At 68.0% G+C, this 15,080-nt stretch carries 15 protein-coding genes; 12 read left to right on the top strand and 3 right to left on the bottom strand.

Annotated features, from left to right (window positions below; genetic code table 11):
• Positions 1–11 precede the first annotated feature (11 nt).
• Positions 12–1,184, bottom strand: coding sequence for an LLM class flavin-dependent oxidoreductase (locus QZM67_RS14110; protein WP_301804019.1), 1,173 nt, complete (start codon positions 1,182–1,184; stop codon positions 12–14).
• A gap of 455 nt (positions 1,185–1,639) precedes the next feature.
• On the opposite strand from QZM67_RS14110, the gene QZM67_RS14105 reads away from it, so the two are divergent.
• Genes QZM67_RS14105 through QZM67_RS14090 form a run of 4 tightly spaced genes read left to right on the top strand, consistent with a single transcriptional unit; the run spans position 1,640 to position 5,474 of the window.
• Positions 1,640–2,716 carry an ABC transporter substrate-binding protein gene (locus QZM67_RS14105; RefSeq protein ID WP_175022298.1) on the top strand — a complete coding sequence of 359 codons (1,077 nt, stop codon included), beginning with the start codon at positions 1,640–1,642 and terminating at the stop codon, positions 2,714–2,716.
• A 31-nt stretch (positions 2,717–2,747) separates the two neighbouring features.
• Positions 2,748–3,854 (top strand): PhnD/SsuA/transferrin family substrate-binding protein, encoded by a 1,107-nt coding sequence (locus QZM67_RS14100; protein ID WP_301804018.1) that lies wholly within the window; start codon positions 2,748–2,750, stop codon positions 3,852–3,854.
• Positions 3,854–4,669, top strand: a complete 816-nt coding sequence (locus QZM67_RS14095; protein ID WP_301804017.1) for an ABC transporter permease — start codon at positions 3,854–3,856, stop codon at positions 4,667–4,669. The genes QZM67_RS14100 and QZM67_RS14095 overlap by 1 nt, the downstream gene beginning before the upstream one ends.
• Positions 4,670–4,685: 16 nt before the next feature.
• Positions 4,686–5,474, top strand: coding sequence for an ABC transporter permease (locus tag QZM67_RS14090; protein WP_301804015.1), 789 nt, complete (start codon positions 4,686–4,688; stop codon positions 5,472–5,474).
• On the opposite strand, the gene QZM67_RS14085 is transcribed toward QZM67_RS14090, so the two are convergent.
• Both QZM67_RS14085 and QZM67_RS14080 read right to left on the bottom strand, forming a co-directional pair.
• Positions 5,465–6,580 (bottom strand): sigma-54-dependent Fis family transcriptional regulator, encoded by a 1,116-nt coding sequence (locus QZM67_RS14085; RefSeq protein WP_175022302.1) that lies wholly within the window; start codon positions 6,578–6,580, stop codon positions 5,465–5,467. The two genes, QZM67_RS14090 and QZM67_RS14085, sit on opposite strands and share 10 nt — an antisense overlap.
• Positions 6,581–6,700: 120 nt before the next feature.
• Positions 6,701–7,381, bottom strand: a complete 681-nt coding sequence (locus QZM67_RS14080) for a class II aldolase/adducin family protein (protein WP_301804012.1) — start codon at positions 7,379–7,381, stop codon at positions 6,701–6,703.
• Between the two features lie 388 nt (positions 7,382–7,769).
• Between QZM67_RS14080 and QZM67_RS14075 the strand changes: the two genes are divergently transcribed.
• The 8 genes from QZM67_RS14075 (at position 7,770) to QZM67_RS14040 (ending at position 15,039) form a co-directional block, all read left to right on the top strand.
• Positions 7,770–9,053, top strand: a complete 1,284-nt coding sequence (locus QZM67_RS14075) for an alpha/beta fold hydrolase (protein WP_301804010.1) — start codon at positions 7,770–7,772, stop codon at positions 9,051–9,053.
• Between the two features lie 147 nt (positions 9,054–9,200).
• On the top strand, positions 9,201–9,491 hold the full coding sequence (locus QZM67_RS14070) for a co-chaperone GroES (protein WP_011356207.1): 291 nt from the start codon (positions 9,201–9,203) through the stop codon (positions 9,489–9,491).
• Between the two features lie 12 nt (positions 9,492–9,503).
• A complete protein-coding gene (gene groL / locus QZM67_RS14065; protein WP_175022305.1) occupies positions 9,504–11,144 on the top strand; it encodes a chaperonin GroEL in 1,641 nt (546 codons plus the stop codon).
• Positions 11,145–11,323: 179 nt separating this feature from the next.
• Positions 11,324–11,938 (top strand): LysE family translocator, encoded by a 615-nt coding sequence (locus QZM67_RS14060; protein ID WP_175022306.1) that lies wholly within the window; start codon positions 11,324–11,326, stop codon positions 11,936–11,938.
• A gap of 57 nt (positions 11,939–11,995) precedes the next feature.
• The gene (locus QZM67_RS14055) at positions 11,996–13,288 is read left to right on the top strand and encodes a hypothetical protein (RefSeq protein WP_301804006.1); all 1,293 of its coding nucleotides are present in this window, start codon (positions 11,996–11,998) and stop codon (positions 13,286–13,288) included.
• A gap of 441 nt (positions 13,289–13,729) precedes the next feature.
• Entirely contained in the window at positions 13,730–14,101 is a 372-nt protein-coding gene (locus QZM67_RS14050; RefSeq protein ID WP_043178447.1) for a DUF6697 family protein, read from the top strand.
• A 58-nt stretch (positions 14,102–14,159) separates the two neighbouring features.
• Positions 14,160–14,378, top strand: coding sequence for a hypothetical protein (locus QZM67_RS14045; RefSeq protein ID WP_241020478.1), 219 nt, complete (start codon positions 14,160–14,162; stop codon positions 14,376–14,378).
• 139 nt (positions 14,379–14,517) lie between these two features.
• On the top strand, positions 14,518–15,039 hold the full coding sequence (locus tag QZM67_RS14040; protein ID WP_301804001.1) for a PTS sugar transporter subunit IIA: 522 nt from the start codon (positions 14,518–14,520) through the stop codon (positions 15,037–15,039).
• Positions 15,040–15,080: the final 41 nt, after the last annotated feature.

Below are 15,080 nucleotides of genomic sequence, written 5' to 3'. Positions count from 1 at the left end.
TGCCGTTGCGCTCATGCGCCGGCTACACGCAGCGCCGCCCGCGTGCCGCGCGCGTTCAGCGCGCCGTCGACGAGCGGCAGCACTTCCTCGCCCACGCGGTACGCCTCCTCGAGATGCGGGTTGCTCGCGAGGATGAACGTCGAGACGCCGATGTCGACGTATTCCGCGAGCCGCTCGGCCACCTGCTCGTGGCTGCCGACGATCACGCAGCCGGGGCCGCCGCGAATCTGCGACATCCCGGCCCACAGGTTCGGGCCGACGATCAGGTCGTCGAAGTGCTGCGTGTTGCCCTGGTGCAGCGCGAACTGGCGTTTCGCGCCGACCGATTCCGACGACTCGCCGCGCCCGCCGAAGCCGTTGCGCGTCGCGTCGCCCACCGTCGCGAACATCTGCCGCAACTCGGCCCACGCCTGCTCCTCGGTCTCGCGCGCCAGGATGTCGATGCGCATGCCGAAGCGCAGGTCGCGCTCGGCGTTCTGGCGCTCGAGCGCGCGGCGCGCCGCATCGATCACTTCCTTCTGTTTTCCAGGCGGCTCGCCCCAGCTCAGGTGCACGTCGCCATGCTTCGCGGCGACCGCGAGCGCGGCATCGCTCGCGCCGGCCAGGTAGATGCGCGGCGGCTTCTGGCCGCTCAGCGGCGGCAGCAGGCCGCCGGCTTCGACGCGGTAGAAGCGGCCGTCGAACGTGAACGGCTCACCGGCCGCGACGCCCTTCACGACATCGAGGAATTCGTCGGTGCGCGCATAGCGGCTGTCGTGATCGATGAAGTCGCCGTATGCGCGCTGGTCGGGGCCGCCACCGCCCGTGACGACGTTCCACTCGACACGGCCGCGGCTGATCCGCTGCAGGCTCGCGGCCATCTGCGCTGCATAGACCGGATGCACGAAATGCGGCTGCAGCGCGATCAGGAGCCGCAGCCGGCGTGTCTCGCGCGCCAGCGCGGCGGCCACGACCCACGGTTCCTCGGTAAAGCGGAAGATCGGAATCAGCGCGCCGTGGAAACCGGCGATGTCGGCCGCGCGCGCGACCTGCGACAGATAGTCGATGTAGCCGAAATCGTCGTCGTCGACTTTCGGCGCGACGCGCGACGCGCGCTGACGGTTCCATTCGCCGCGCGTATGCAGGTCGTGTGCGCGCCGGCCGTCGCCATGCATCGGCAGGCGCCACAGAAATTCAACAGCCATCGGAGTTCTCCTGGTCGGGCCATTCGGATTGCGTGCGGCATCGGCGTGCCGCGCGTGTGCTGCGCTGTAAAGCACGCGGTGTGCCAACGCGCTCGCCACCGCGCGTGCCGAGCCGTCGATGAATGCGCACGGCGCCTTGCCGGTCGGGCATCAGCGGCAATCGCGCAGCGCGCGCCGGCTGGTGCTGGGCACACCGAAACACGCCCGTACCGCGCTGCTGCACCGGCCGCACCGCTGCTGCGCGCGCAACAGCGGCCGACGCGACTGTTGCTGACGCAACAGGCGATGCATCGGCACGTGCATCGCACCTCCCGCGCGACGCCCGCGCCGCGTGCGGCCGCGCCGCTTCCGTTCACTGGCCCGGAACTTGCAACGTTGACCGGCCCGCGCGTGCGACACCGACATCGTGCGCGACCGGGCTTCAACCATGCTTATGCAGAGAGGGAATCTCACCCATGACAGACAGGCCCGATTCGTCATCGGACAAGCAGCAGACGTTCTGGTACGCCCGATCGCCCGTGCCGACCCCGCTCGGCATCGCCGTGCATCTCGGCTGGCTCAACGGCGAAACGTCGGCCGACGGCGTCGCGATCCGCTCGCCGCGCGGCGCCACGCGGCACGACGTGTCGTCGATCAGCGATCACACGCTGACGCGGTCGTTTCGCCAGGGCGGCAGCATCCCCGCGATGTGGGCGCGCTCGAACGGCGCGAACACGCGCGTGATCGGGCTGTCGTGGGTCGACGAATCGCAGTTGATCCTCGCGCGGCCCGAGTCGGGTATCCGCTCCGTGAAGGCGTTGCGCGGGCGCCGCATCGCGATCCCGAGCCGCCCCGACGACCGCATCGACATCTTTCGCGCGTCGGCGCTGCGCGGTTTCGGCAACGCGCTGAGCCTCGACGGGCTGACCACACGCGACGTCGAACTCGTCGACGTGCAGGCTCGCACGCTGCAGGCCGTCGGGCCCGCACGCGCGGCGGACCTGTTCGCGTCACCGCACGGCTTTTCGAGCCGCGCGCTGTATGCGGCCGAAGCCGGCGCGCTGCTGCGCGGCGAAGTCGACGCGATCTACGTGAAGGGCTCGACCGGCCTCGAGATCGCGCAGCTGATCGGCGCGCACGTCGTGATCGACATCGGCTTTCATCCGGAGCGTTCGATCCGCAACAACAACGGCACGCCGCGCCCGCTGACCGTCAACGCCGACGTGCTCGCGAACCATCCGGACATCGTCGCCGGCTTCCTGAAGCTCGTGGTCGCCGCCGGCGAATGGGCCGGCACGCATCCCGACGAAACCGCGCACTACGTGGCCGGCGAAACCGCGTCGTCGATCGACTGGGTCCGCGCCGCGTACGGCAACCAGCTGCACCGGCATCTCGGCGTCAACCTCGACGACGAATCGGTCGCCGCGCTCGACGACTTCAAGACGTTCCTGCACGACCAGGGCTTTCTGGAAGCCGACTTCGACGTCGCCGACTGGATCGACCCGCGCCCGCTCGCCGACGTGCTGCGGCCGTCGCTGCAGAAACGCGCGTGAGCCCCTTTTCCGCCCCCTGCTCCGGATCATCATGAAATACACGCTCTCCCTCGCCTCGCTGCACCGCCCGCTGCGCGCGCTGTTCGCCGTGCTGCCGTTCGCCGCCGCATCGCTCGCCGCGCCGGCCGCGCATGCGGACGATGCGCCCAAGGTCGTACGGATCGCCGTCGTCGCGTATTCGAGCGCCGGCAAGACGCAATACGCGGGCGCGTCCGCGCTGATCGACGCCGACAAGTCGCTCGAAAAGGCACTGGCCGCACGGCACGTGAAACTGCAATGGGTACCCGTGTCGACCGCGGCAGTCGGCACGCTCGTCAACGAGGCATTCACGAACGGCAGCATCGATTTCGCGGGCTACGGCGACCTGCCGTCGGTCGTCGTCAACGCATCGGGCACGCCCACGCGCCTGATCGTGCCGGGTGGCGTCGGCAGCAACACGTATCTCGTCGTGCCGGCCGGTTCGACCGCGAAGTCGATCGTCGACCTGAAAGGCAAGCGCATCGCGCTCAATCGCGGCCGGCCATGGGAAGTCACGTTCAGCAAGCTGCTCGCCGAGAACGGGCTGAAGCTGTCCGACTTCAAGATCTACAACCTCGACCCGCAGGCCGGTGCGGCGGCCGTCGCAGCCGGCCGGGTCGACGGCTTCTTCACGCTGTCCGACGCGTATTCGCTCGTCGACAAGCACGTCGGCAAGATCATCTGGTCGACCAAGACCGCACCCGATGACTGGAAGATGCGCGCGGAACTGTGGGCATCCGACGATTTCGTGCGGCGCTACCCCGACATCACGCAGCTTGTCGCGACAGCCTACGTGCGTGCCGCACACTGGATCTCGCAACCGCAGAACCGCGACGCGTACGTGAAGATCCTGAGCGCATCGGGCCAGCCCGAAAGCGTCGTGCGGCGCGAATACGCGGACGAATCGACGCCGTGGAAGGAGCAATGGACGCCGCTCTTCACGTCGGCCCTGACCGGCCACTACCGCGACGTCGTCGCGTACAGCCGCCAGGCCGGCCTGACGTCCACGCCGGTCGACGTGAACGCGCTGCTCGCGCCGACCTTCGTGTCGACCGCACTCAAGCAGCTCGGCCTCGACGGCTACTGGCGCGCCGATGCGGCGCGCGTCGCGAGCCGCTGATGCCGATGCATGCCCTCGCGTCGAACGGCGCACGCGCGCTCCGCCTGCCCGGTATGGCACGGCTCGGCGGGCTCGCGCTGTGGTGGGCCACGCCCGTCGCGTTCGTCGCGCTGTGGTGGCTCGCGAGCGCGCAGCGCTGGTTCCCGCCGCAGCTCGTCGTGCCGCCCGACCGGCTCGCGGCGACGCTGCGCACGCTGCTCGACACCGGCGAACTGCGCGACAACCTGCTGATCACGCTGCATCGCCTCGCGCTCGGCTTCGCGATCGGCGCGACGGGCGGTGCCGCGTTCGGCATCCTGCTCGCGCGCAGCCGGCTGTTCGCCGACTACCTGCGGCCGACCTTCGACCTGCTGCGGCAGGTGCCGACGCTCACGCTGATTCCGCTGCTGATCCTGCTGATCGGCGTCGACGAGCCGCTGAAGCTCGTCGTGGTCGGCAAGGCCGTGTTCTTCCCGGTTGCCCTGGCCGCGTACACGGGCGTGCATGACGCGCCGCGCGACCTCGTCGAGATGGCGCGGCACTACGGACTCGGCCGCTTCGCGCTGCTGCGCGACGTGCTGCTGCCGGCCGCGTTGCCGCCGCTGCTGACGGGCGTACGGATCGCGCTCGCGCGCGCGTGGCTCGCGCTCGTCGCGGTCGAGCTGCTCAGCGCCGACAGCGGGATCGGCCAGATGATGGAACTGGCGCGGCAGATGCTGCGGCTCGACGTCGTGCTCATCGACGTCGCACTGATCGGGCTGATCGGCTTCGCGATCGACCGGTCGATCGCGCTCGTGCAACGCCATGCATTGCGCTGGCAAACGCCCGCGCGCTGAACGGACAGACTTCGGAATGACCCTCGCTACGCTCCTCCCCTCATTCGCCACGCTGCGCCGCCGCGCGTGCGGCCTCGTCGTGCCGGCCCTGCTGGTGGCCGCATGGCAATACGCATCGTCCGGCGACGCCGCCCATCAATACGCGTTCGTGCCGTTGCAGCAGGTCGGCGCCGCGCTCGTCGAACTCGCGCGCAGCGGCGAACTCGCGACCGATCTCGGCGCGAGCCTGCGCCGCACGACGCTCGGCCTCGTGGCCGGCGTCGCGCTCGGGCTCGTGTTCGGTGCGGCCATGGCGCGCTCGACGCTTGCGCGCAAGCTCGGCGAGCCGGCGTTCCAGGCATTGCGCTACGTGCCGCTGCTCGGCCTGATTCCACTGCTGAGCCTGTGGGCCGGCACCGGCGAATTCGCGAAGGTGTTCATCATCGCGCTCGCCGCGTTCTATCCGATGACCACCGCCAGCTTCGACGGGCTGCGCCGCGTCGATCCGCGCTATGTCGAACTCGCGCAGTCGTATCGACTGACGCGCGTCGGCCTGTGGCGCGACGTGCTGATTCCGGGTGCGTTGCCCGACCTGTTCGCCGGCGTGCTGCAGGCCGTGCCGTTCGCGTGGATCACCGCGACCAGCAGCGAGCTGCTGTTCAACGCGGGCGCGGGTGTCGGCAGTCTGATGCAAAACGCGCAAGCCGGCGCGCGCGCCGACGTCCTGCTGGTATGCGTGCTGGGTGTGACGACGCTCGCCGTCGGCATGAGTGCGCTATGCGAGCGGATCGCGCAGCGCGCGCTGCGCTGGCGCGATCACGCCTGACGGCGCAGCCGCGCGTCGGCGTCGCCCACGTCGCGCGGCTTCAGGATGCCGAGCTGTGCGAGCCGCGCGCGCACGATGTTGCGCGACTGGTCGAGCAGGCGCGACATGCGCAGCTGGTTGTGCTCGCTGTAGTCGAACACACTGCGGTAGACGGTGTCCTCGATGTGCTGCCAGAGTGCCGGCGTGCCGAGATCCAGCAGTTCGATCACCGCGTGACGCAGCGCGTCGGTCGCTTCGGCCACATCGCGCGCACGGCGCGGCGCCTCCGCCGTGGCGCGCGAGTCGCCGGCATCGGGGGCGAGCGACAGCGCGGAAAACTGCAGGTCGCCCACCTCGATCGCGCCGCCCGCGCAGATCAGCATCGCGTGGTGGATCACATTCTCGAGTTCGCGGATGTTGCCGGGCCACGCGTGCGCATGCAGCCGTGCGCGCGCGGCGTCCGTCAGCGTCGGCGCGGCCACCCGCAGCCGCTTCGCATAGGTGTCGATGAAGTGCTCGATCAGCGGCGCGATGTCGCCGGGCCGCTCGCGCAACGGCAGCAGGCTCAGCTTCACGACGTTGAGCCGGTAGTACAGGTCCTCGCGGAAATTGCCTGCGCGCACCGCGGCTTCGAGATTCACGTTGGTCGCCGCGACGAGCCGCACGTCGATCTTCACGGTCTTGCGCGACCCGACCGGCGTCACTTCGCGCTCCTGCAGCACGCGCAGCAGCTTGACCTGCGCGGACAGCGGCAGGTCGCCCACCTCGTCGAGAAACAGCGTGCCGCGATTCGCGGATTCGAACCAGCCGGGCTGGCTGTTGATCGCGCCGGTAAACGCGCCGCGCTCGTGGCCGAACAGCTCGCTTTCGATCAGCGTTTCGGAGAACGCGCCGCAGTTGACTGCGACGAACGGGCCCTCGTGGCGCTCGCTCAGCGAATGCACGAGGCGCGCGATCAGCTCCTTGCCAGTGCCGCTTTCGCCGGTGACGAGCACGGTCGCGTCGCTGGGCGCGACGAGCTGGATGCGCTCGAGCAGCACCCGCGATTTGGGATCGTCGAACGTCAGTGCCTTCGCGCGGATCGTGATCGCATGCGAAGTCGGGTCCGGCAAGCTGAAGATGGCCATGGCACAACCGGCGTGTTGAACGGGGAAGGTTCGACGATAACAAGGCTCGCGCCGGCCACGAACCAATTCATCGAGCTATCGGTATGACGGCGGCCGGATTGCGCAGGCCGCCGCGCGACGTCATGCGAGGCCGGTCATTTTCCATTGCTGCTCGAGCGCGCCCGGCCCGAATTCGAGCGAACCGCCGAGGGGTTCCGCGAGCGCCTGGAAATACGCGGCTTCCTCGAGGATCAGGATGTACTTCGATACATCGAGGATCGACTGGCCCCAGAACGTCGCACCGCCGTTCGCCTCGATGATTGCAGGCACGTCGGGGGCGCGGCGGATCGTGTCGACGATGAAGCGCGGCTCGCCGGGACGACGATCGACATACACCGGAATCTCGCGGGCGCGCGTGTAGCGCGCAGCCGGCGCGTAGCGGATCGGCAACGGACGATGCGCGCTCGCCCAAGCGCCGAGGTACGGGCCGTGCACGTGGATCACGACACCGACTTCCGGCGCCTCGCGGAACACGTCCGCATAGCGTGGCCCGTTGCCGCCCGCGCGCGCGTCGCCGTGCAGCACGTCGCCGTCGAACGTGACGACGACGGGCTGGATCTCCTGCGACGCGGCCCATGGGCTCGGCGCCGACAGCGCGACAACGAGCTCGGTGCCCGGCACGCGCTGGAACGCCTGGAACGTGTTGGTGGCGGACAGTGTGCGCGTGTCCTTCAGCACGCGCGCGGCCTGCGTGAATTCGCGGGTGGCGCGCTCGACGAATGCCACGAGTTCACCGCTGTCGATGGTTGAAGTGACGGACATGAGGAGGGTTTCCTTGATCGGGTGGACGGATGGGCTCGCATCGCGATGTCGACACGCCGCGACGCACGGCCACCGGATCAGCAGCAATCGTGCCAGCCGCGCATGCATGCGTCGAAGGCCCGCGCCACGGTGCGTGTGCGCCTTGCACGACGCGAGCCGTGCGATCCACGTGTGTGCCTCTGTTGCGGGAGCAACAGCCCGCCAGCCCGGATTGCTGCGCGACACACAGCCGCTGAATGCGTGCGGGGCACGCCGGAAGACGCAGCGGCCCGTCGTGCCGCGCGCCACGCACCCAACGGATGCGCTGGTTCGAAACTTGCATCGTGGTCGGCCCGCGCCGCGCGATGTCCCGCGCGTCCGATCCGACTTCACCGACACCCATCCGACCATGACGCTCCTCCCCCTGCGCGGCTACACCGCGCGCACGCTGCTGGCTTCCGCACTCGCCGTATCGTCTCTCCTCGCGCACGCGGCTTCGCCCGGCCGCGTTCCCGCGCCCGATCCGTTGCAAGGCGACGGCCGCGTGTCCGCGTTCTACACGTGGGACCGCGACATTCCGGCGACGCCCGGCGTGCTGCTGCGCTCCGAACCCCTTCCGGCGACACTCGGGCTCGCGAGCGCCGGGCGCCAGCTGCGTATCCTCTATGCATCGACCGATGGCGTCGGCGGCCGCACGCCGATCGCCGTGTCGGGTGCGCTGTTCGTGCCGCGCGGCACGCCGCCGGCGGGCGGCTGGCCGATCGTCGCATGGGCACATGGCACGTTCGGGATGGCCGACATCTGCGCGCCGTCGTGGTTCGGCCGCTCGTATCGCGACGTGCGCTACCTGAACGCGTGGCTTCAACAAGGGTTCGCGGTCGTCGCGACCGACTATCAGGGGCTCGGCACGCCAGGCCCGAATCCACAGCTCAACAACCGCTCGAACAGCTACACGGTGCTCGACAGCGTGCGCGCGGTGCTCGGCGGCGTGCCGGGCCTCGCGAACGAGGTCGTACTCGTCGGACAGTCGCAAGGCGGCTCGGCCGTATTCGCGGCAGCCGGCTATGCACCCGCCTACGCGCCCGAACTCGCGATCCGCGCGACCGTTGCTACCGGGACGATCTACAACGCATCGCCCGCCACGCTCGCGTCGCTGCCGAAGTTCGAGAGCGCGTACCGGCGCGACCCCGACCGCGTCGATCCGACGCTCGCGTACCAGTTCTACTCGGTGCTCTCCGCGCAGCAGATCGACCCGTCGCTGCGCGCAGACGAAGTGCTGACCGAGCAGGCCTTGCCGCTCCTCGAACAGGCGCGCATCAGTTGCCTCGCGTCGCTCGAGGACGACGCGGCGCTCGCGCACCTCACGCACGCGAACGCCGTGAAGCCCGGCGGCGATGCCCGGCTGAAGACATGGTGGGACGACTATCTGAAGTATCCGACGCTGAAGATCGCGACGCCCGTCTTCATCGGCGCGGGTGCGGACGACGGGCTCGCGCCCCTCGAACTCGCACTCGCGAAGGATGCGTGCGCGGCGGGTACGACGGTCGAGGCGCACCTGTATGCGGGCCGCGAACACAACGGCACCGTGAACGCATCGCTCGCCGATTCGATTCCGTTCGTGAAGCGCGTGCTCGCCGGGGAAAAAATCCACCCGGTCTGCACGCCCGCCGCGCAGCAGGCCGTGTCGCAATAGCCGGCACCGCACGCTTTGCACGACGGCGCGAATGCATTTCCGAATCCGTTATTGGATCGCGCCGCCGTGCATTTTTATACTCGTCAGCACTCTCTGAAAAAGAGTGCCAGCCCATCTCGACAGAACAGATCAGTACAGGACGAACAAATGAGCCTACGCCCCTTGCACGACCGCGTGATCGTGAAGCGACTCGACCAGGAAACCACCACCGCGTCGGGCATCGTGATCCCCGACAGCGCCGCGGAAAAGCCCGACCAGGGTGAAGTGATCGCCGTCGGCCCCGGCCGCAAGGATGCGGACGGCCAGCGCATCGTGCCCGACCTGCAGGTCGGCGAGCGCGTGCTGTTCGGCAAGTACGCGGGCCAGGCCGTCAAGGTGGACGGCAACGAGTTTCTCGTGCTGCGCGAAGAAGACATCGTCGCGGTCGTCAATCAATAACGGAGCGCAATCATGGCAGCGAAGGAAATCATTTTCAGCGACGTCGCACGGGCCAGGCTGACCGAAGGCGTGAACATTCTCGCGAACGCGGTGAAGGTCACGCTCGGGCCGAAGGGCCGTAACGTCGTGCTCGAACGCAGTTTCGGCGCGCCCGTCGTCACGAAGGACGGCGTGTCGGTCGCGAAGGAAATCGAACTGGCCGACAAGTTGCAGAACATCGGCGCGCAGCTCGTGAAGGAAGTCGCGTCGCGCACCAGCGATGCGGCCGGCGACGGCACCACCACGGCGACCGTGCTCGCCCAGGCGATCGTCCGCGAAGGCCAGAAATACGTCGCGGCCGGGCTCAATCCGCTTGACCTGAAGCGCGGCATCGACAAGGCCGTCACCGCGGCCGTCGACGAGCTGAAGAAGATCAGCCGGCCGACCACTACGAGCAAGGAAATCGCGCAGGTCGCGACGATCTCCGCGAACGGCGAGGAGTCGATCGGCCAGCGCATCGCGGAAGCGATCGACCGCGTCGGCAAGGAAGGCGTGATCACCGTCGAGGACGGCAAGTCGCTCGCGGACGAACTCGATGTCGTCGAGGGGCTGCAGTTCGATCGCGGCTACCTGTCGCCGTACTTCATCAACAATCCCGACAAGCAGATCGCCGAGATCGAAAGCCCGTACATCCTGCTGCACGACAAGAAGATCTCGAACATCCGCGACCTGCTGCCGGTGCTCGAACAGGTCGCGAAGTCGGGCCGGCCGCTGCTGATCATCGCGGAAGATGTCGAGGGCGAAGCGCTCGCGACACTCGTCGTGAACAACATCCGCGGGATCCTGAAGACGGTGGCCGTGAAGGCGCCGGGCTTCGGCGACCGCCGCAAGGCGCTGCTCGAGGACATCGCGATCCTCACCGGCGGGCAGGTGATCGCCGAGGAAACGGGCCTGACGCTCGAAAAGGCGACGCTTGCCGAACTCGGCCAGGCGAAGCGCATCGAGGTCGGCAAGGAAAACACGACCGTGATCGACGGCGCGGGCGATGCGAAGAACATCGAAGCGCGCGTGAAGCAGATCCGCGTGCAGATCGACGAAGCCACGTCGGACTACGACCGTGAAAAGCTGCAGGAACGCGTCGCGAAGCTCGCGGGCGGCGTCGCGGTGATCAAGGTCGGCGGCGCGACCGAGATCGAAGTGAAGGAGAAGAAGGATCGCGTCGACGACGCGCTGCACGCGACGCGCGCGGCCGTCGAGGAAGGCATCGTGCCGGGCGGCGGCGTCGCGCTGATCCGCGTGCGGCAGGCGATCCGCGAACTGCAGGGCGTGAACGCCGACCAGAACGCGGGCATCAAGATCGTGCTGCGCGCGCTCGAGGAACCGCTGCGCCAGATCGTCACGAACGCGGGCGAGGAAGCGAGCGTCGTCGTCGCGAAGGTGGCCGAAGGCTCGGGCAACTTCGGGTACAACGCGCAGACAGGCGAATACGGCGACCTCGTCGAATCGGGCGTGCTCGATCCGACCAAGGTCACGCGCACGGCATTGCAGAACGCGGCGTCGGTCGCGGGGCTGCTGCTGACGACCGATGCGACCGTGTTCGAAGCGCCGAAGGATGCGGCGCCGGCAGCCGCGCCGGGCGGCCCGGGTGCGGGCGGGCCGGGGTTCGATTTCTGACGGTGCGGTGCGTGTGCCGGTTCGCCGGCATACGTGCAGCAATACGCAGCGTATGCAACGCGTGGCGATGGAAGTCGTCACGCGTTGTTGCATTGGATGGGCGAAAAAGAGCGGCGTGCCAGCCCGCCAACGCGCTCGGGTAAGATGAACGCCCGTCCCGTCGCACTGCCTTCCACGCCATGTCGACCACCGTCACCACCTTGCTGCCGCTTGCCGGCGTCCTTCTACTGAGCGTCGCCAGCCCCGGCCCGAACTTCGTGATCGTCACGTCGACCGCGGTCGCGTCGCGCCGTGCCGGCGTGATGACGGGCCTTGGCCTGGCCGCCGCGTCCGGCACCTGGGCGGCGATCGCGATCGCCGGGCTCAGCCTGCTCGTCACGCATGTCGCATGGGTGCACACGGCGCTGCGGCTGGCGGGCGCCGCGTACCTGATCTGGCTCGGCCTGAAGATGATCGTGACCGCCCGCAAGCCGTTGCCCGTTGCCGCGCCGGCCGCCGCGTCCAACTGGCACGCCGCCAGGAAGGGCTATGTCGTCAGCATGACGAATCCGAAATCGGTCGCGTTCTACGGAAGTATCTTCGCGCTGATGGTGCCAGCCCACGCGCCGGCCTGGCTCGATCTCGCGGTCGTCACGCTGTCGGTAGCCATCTCGGCCACGTGGTATTGCACGATGGCGCTGCTCGCCTCGCACCCATCGGTGCGCGCGCTGCTGGTTCGCCGCAAGGCCGTGCTCGATACGACGGCCGGCCTGCTGCTGATGGGTGTTGGCGGGCGGATGCTCGCCGGACGCTGATCCGCTGCGTTTCCATTCCCGCTGGCACACACGTTTCGAACCTCCACCGCGCCCACCATGCCGACCATCCAGACCATTCTCGACGACTACGAACGCCTCGGCTGGACCAACAACGATCCGATGTCGCAGATGCTGGCGCTGCGGCACGACGACCCGGCGGCACTCGCCGACCTCGTGATCGCATCGTTCGATCGCGTGTTTCCGCACGCGACGTTCCTCGACGCCGCGCTCGATCTGATGGACGACACCGCGTTCGCGAAGGTCGCCACCGAAGCGTGGCAAGACGTCCGCAACGGCGCATGGAACGATCGGCTCGCGAGCGTGTTGTCGAGCGTGGCAACGCAGATGCCGCAGGTGTTTTCCGGTCACTGGGACATGCTCGTCGACATTTGCACCACGAAGCAGTCGCCGCGCCTGTACGTCGAGGACAACGTGTGGCGGATGCTCGATCCGGCGACGGTCGAACGATGGCGCGGCCGGCTTGCCGACGTCCCTTCCGGTAGCAAGGTAGAGCATGCACGTGCCGTCGCGCTGCTCCATTCGCGACAGCCTGCGGCCGTTCGCGACGCGGCAGCGTGGTTGTTTCCGGACGATCCCGGGACGCGCGCCAACTGGCTCATGTCCGCCGGCTACGTTCAGGAACACGACACATTGCGCGCATTGCACGGCGAAACGCCGCTGCACATCGACTTCGGGCCGACGCTGGGCGCACCGATACTCCGCGCCCAGCCGAAATGGCAACGCGGGGTTCTCGCGCATCATGCAACCTGGCGCGCCGGCGATTCGCATCGATTGGACGCGCGCTTTGGCGGCGTATCGTCGCATCGATGCGGCCTGTGTCACGCACCGCTGCATCGGTTGCTGACACTGCCGCAACCCGCTGAAGCGGGCATCGACAGCTCAACGCCCGTGTCGTTCGACACCTGCCTGTCGTGTGTCGGCTGGGAGAGCGACGGCCCGATATTCCACCGCCACGACGACGCCGGCAACGCCTGTGCGCACCCGTCTCAGCAACGCGACGCCGCCATCCAGCCGGAATATACGGCGGCCCCGTTCGTGGAGGCCGACGTTGCACTCTTCGCCGCACCCGCACGCTGGACGCGGCAGGAATGGGGCCTGTCGAACAGCCGGCAGAACCTGAGTCGTGTCGGCGGCGCGCCGTCGTGGGTACAGTCGGCGCAGTATCCCGATTGTCCGGATTGCGGCCGCAAGATGTCGTTCGTCATGCAGCTCGATTCCGAGCTTCCGCAAACGGACGGCGGCGAATGGCTGTGGGGCAGCGGGGGCGCAAACTACACGTTCTGGTGCGCGCCGTGCCGCACCAGCGCGCATCTCTGGCAGTGCACGTAGCACACGGCGCGATCCCGCACGGGCCGCGTAACCTTTACGACCTTTTTACTTGCGCCCGCGCTTGCGTTCACTAGAATGTGTTCGCAATCCATCCATCACCGAGTACGCACATGCGCATCCGAAGTCCTCGCCCCCCGAGTTGCTTTTCTGCCTGACAGGCAGGACGCCTGCGTCTCTCTGTTCCCGAGCCACCGTCCTGCCAGCAGGCGGACGGTGCGCGCCGTAGTCCTTCCCGTGCACGCTTGAACACGACGTCGATGCGTTGATCGCGCATCGTGCCGGCAAGCGTGTTCGTGCGGAATTATCGAATCACGACGCGTCATCGATCCGCCGCCCCGGCAATGATCGACTGGCATGCCTCGCATCCCGCATGTCGATCCAGCCCAGTTACTTCGCATACCTGATTTAACCAACGGAAGTTTCCGATACCGGAGCCCGGTCATGTTCGAGATCGACAAGCAGTACACCCGCGAATTCATCCACACCGCCTGCGGCGGCAGCAAGCAGGCGTTCCTGCCGACGAAAAACGGCAAGGTCGTGGCCGCCTGCCTGCGCACGGACCTCAACCCGCACGCGCCCGACGTGATCCTCTGCGACGGCAGCGCGTCCGCGCGGGCGGCCGGCAGGACGCTCGCCGCGCAACGCGACGCGATTCCGGTGTTCATCCGCATGGCAACCGACGCGTACCGCTTCGTCGGCCAGTACGTCGTCAGCGAATCGCTCACCGCACCGCTCGACTGCGCGCCTTACGTGCGCAACAGCAGCTTCACGTCAGGACAGATCTCGCGCGTCCTCAAGCTCAAGCGCTGCTGACCCGCTTGACAGGCGCCTCGCGCGCCCCGTTCCGGTCATCTTTCATACAGGAGCAATCATGCTTGGCCTGACGTTCTGGAAACACGTGATCGGCGCGCGGACCGATGCAATCCGCGATGACAGGGCGGCTGCACACGACCGGCACCGACGGGTGTCGAGGACGCTCGTGCTGACCAGCGCCGCGGTGGCGTTCGCGGCGATCGCGTTCGGTGCACCGGTCATCGGCATTTCGGTCTTTCTGCTGACGACGCTGCCGTTCGTCCTGTCGGGTACCTGAAACGGTACGTATCGAACGCGTCGCGCACGCCGCGACGCCATCGATACACAATTTTAATGCCGGCCCCCCGCGTATCTGACACCGTCTTTACGCGCTTTTGTCTAGGATTTCCCTGTCATCCCGACACGGAGAGATCCGCATGCAAACGCAGCAGGCCGCCATCGGCGGCCAACCCGACCTTCCCCGCCGACGCGGCGGCATGCCCGCCGCGACCCGGCTGGCCGACGCCTGCCCACCGGACAACATCCTGCTCGACGTGCCGGTCGAAAGCGCGATCCAGTTGTTCGATCTTGTCGCGCGATATATCGAGCACAGCAGTGGAGTAACCGCGGAACGGATCAGGACTGAACTGATCAAGCGCGAACAACTCGGCTCGACCGGCCTCGGCCAGGGCGTCGCGATTCCGCATGCGCGTGTCGACGGTCTTCGCTCGGCCATCGCGCTGTTCGTTCGCGCGCAGTATCCGTTCACCTTCAACGCACCGGACAGCAAGCCCGTGCGCGAATTCATCGTGCTGGTCCTGCCGAAAGAAGACGATCGCGCCCACCTCGAACTGCTCGCCGACGCGGCGCGGTGTTTCAGCGAGCGCGCGTTCCGGCAGGCATCGCGCGACGCGCAGACGCCCGACGACATTCACCAGCTGATGCAACGCCCGCATTGATGCCGCACCGTGCGGCGACTGGCACTCCCTTCATCCATTCG

Source organism: Burkholderia sp. AU45251 (genome assembly GCF_030482905.1).
Taxonomy (GTDB): Bacteria; Pseudomonadota; Gammaproteobacteria; order Burkholderiales; family Burkholderiaceae; genus Burkholderia; species Burkholderia aenigmatica.
This window is presented reverse-complemented; position numbering and strand designations above follow the sequence as displayed.

Bases quoted from the DNA above. Each gene is read 5' to 3' on its own strand.
- QZM67_RS14110 (WP_301804019.1), bottom strand. From the start codon at position 1,184: ATGGCTGTTGAATTTCTGTGGCGCCTGCCGATGCATGGCGACGGCCGG.
- QZM67_RS14105 (WP_175022298.1), top strand. From the start codon at position 1,640: ATGACAGACAGGCCCGATTCGTCATCGGACAAGCAGCAGACGTTCTGG.
- QZM67_RS14100 (WP_301804018.1), top strand. From the start codon at position 2,748: ATGAAATACACGCTCTCCCTCGCCTCGCTGCACCGCCCGCTGCGCGCG.
- QZM67_RS14095 (WP_301804017.1), top strand. From the start codon at position 3,854: ATGCCGATGCATGCCCTCGCGTCGAACGGCGCACGCGCGCTCCGCCTG.
- QZM67_RS14090 (WP_301804015.1), top strand. From the start codon at position 4,686: ATGACCCTCGCTACGCTCCTCCCCTCATTCGCCACGCTGCGCCGCCGC.
- QZM67_RS14085 (WP_175022302.1), bottom strand. From the start codon at position 6,580: ATGGCCATCTTCAGCTTGCCGGACCCGACTTCGCATGCGATCACGATC.
- QZM67_RS14080 (WP_301804012.1), bottom strand. From the start codon at position 7,381: ATGTCCGTCACTTCAACCATCGACAGCGGTGAACTCGTGGCATTCGTC.
- QZM67_RS14075 (WP_301804010.1), top strand. From the start codon at position 7,770: ATGACGCTCCTCCCCCTGCGCGGCTACACCGCGCGCACGCTGCTGGCT.
- QZM67_RS14070 (WP_011356207.1), top strand. From the start codon at position 9,201: ATGAGCCTACGCCCCTTGCACGACCGCGTGATCGTGAAGCGACTCGAC.
- groL (WP_175022305.1), top strand. From the start codon at position 9,504: ATGGCAGCGAAGGAAATCATTTTCAGCGACGTCGCACGGGCCAGGCTG.
- QZM67_RS14060 (WP_175022306.1), top strand. From the start codon at position 11,324: ATGTCGACCACCGTCACCACCTTGCTGCCGCTTGCCGGCGTCCTTCTA.
- QZM67_RS14055 (WP_301804006.1), top strand. From the start codon at position 11,996: ATGCCGACCATCCAGACCATTCTCGACGACTACGAACGCCTCGGCTGG.
- QZM67_RS14050 (WP_043178447.1), top strand. From the start codon at position 13,730: ATGTTCGAGATCGACAAGCAGTACACCCGCGAATTCATCCACACCGCC.
- QZM67_RS14045 (WP_241020478.1), top strand. From the start codon at position 14,160: ATGCTTGGCCTGACGTTCTGGAAACACGTGATCGGCGCGCGGACCGAT.
- QZM67_RS14040 (WP_301804001.1), top strand. From the start codon at position 14,518: ATGCAAACGCAGCAGGCCGCCATCGGCGGCCAACCCGACCTTCCCCGC.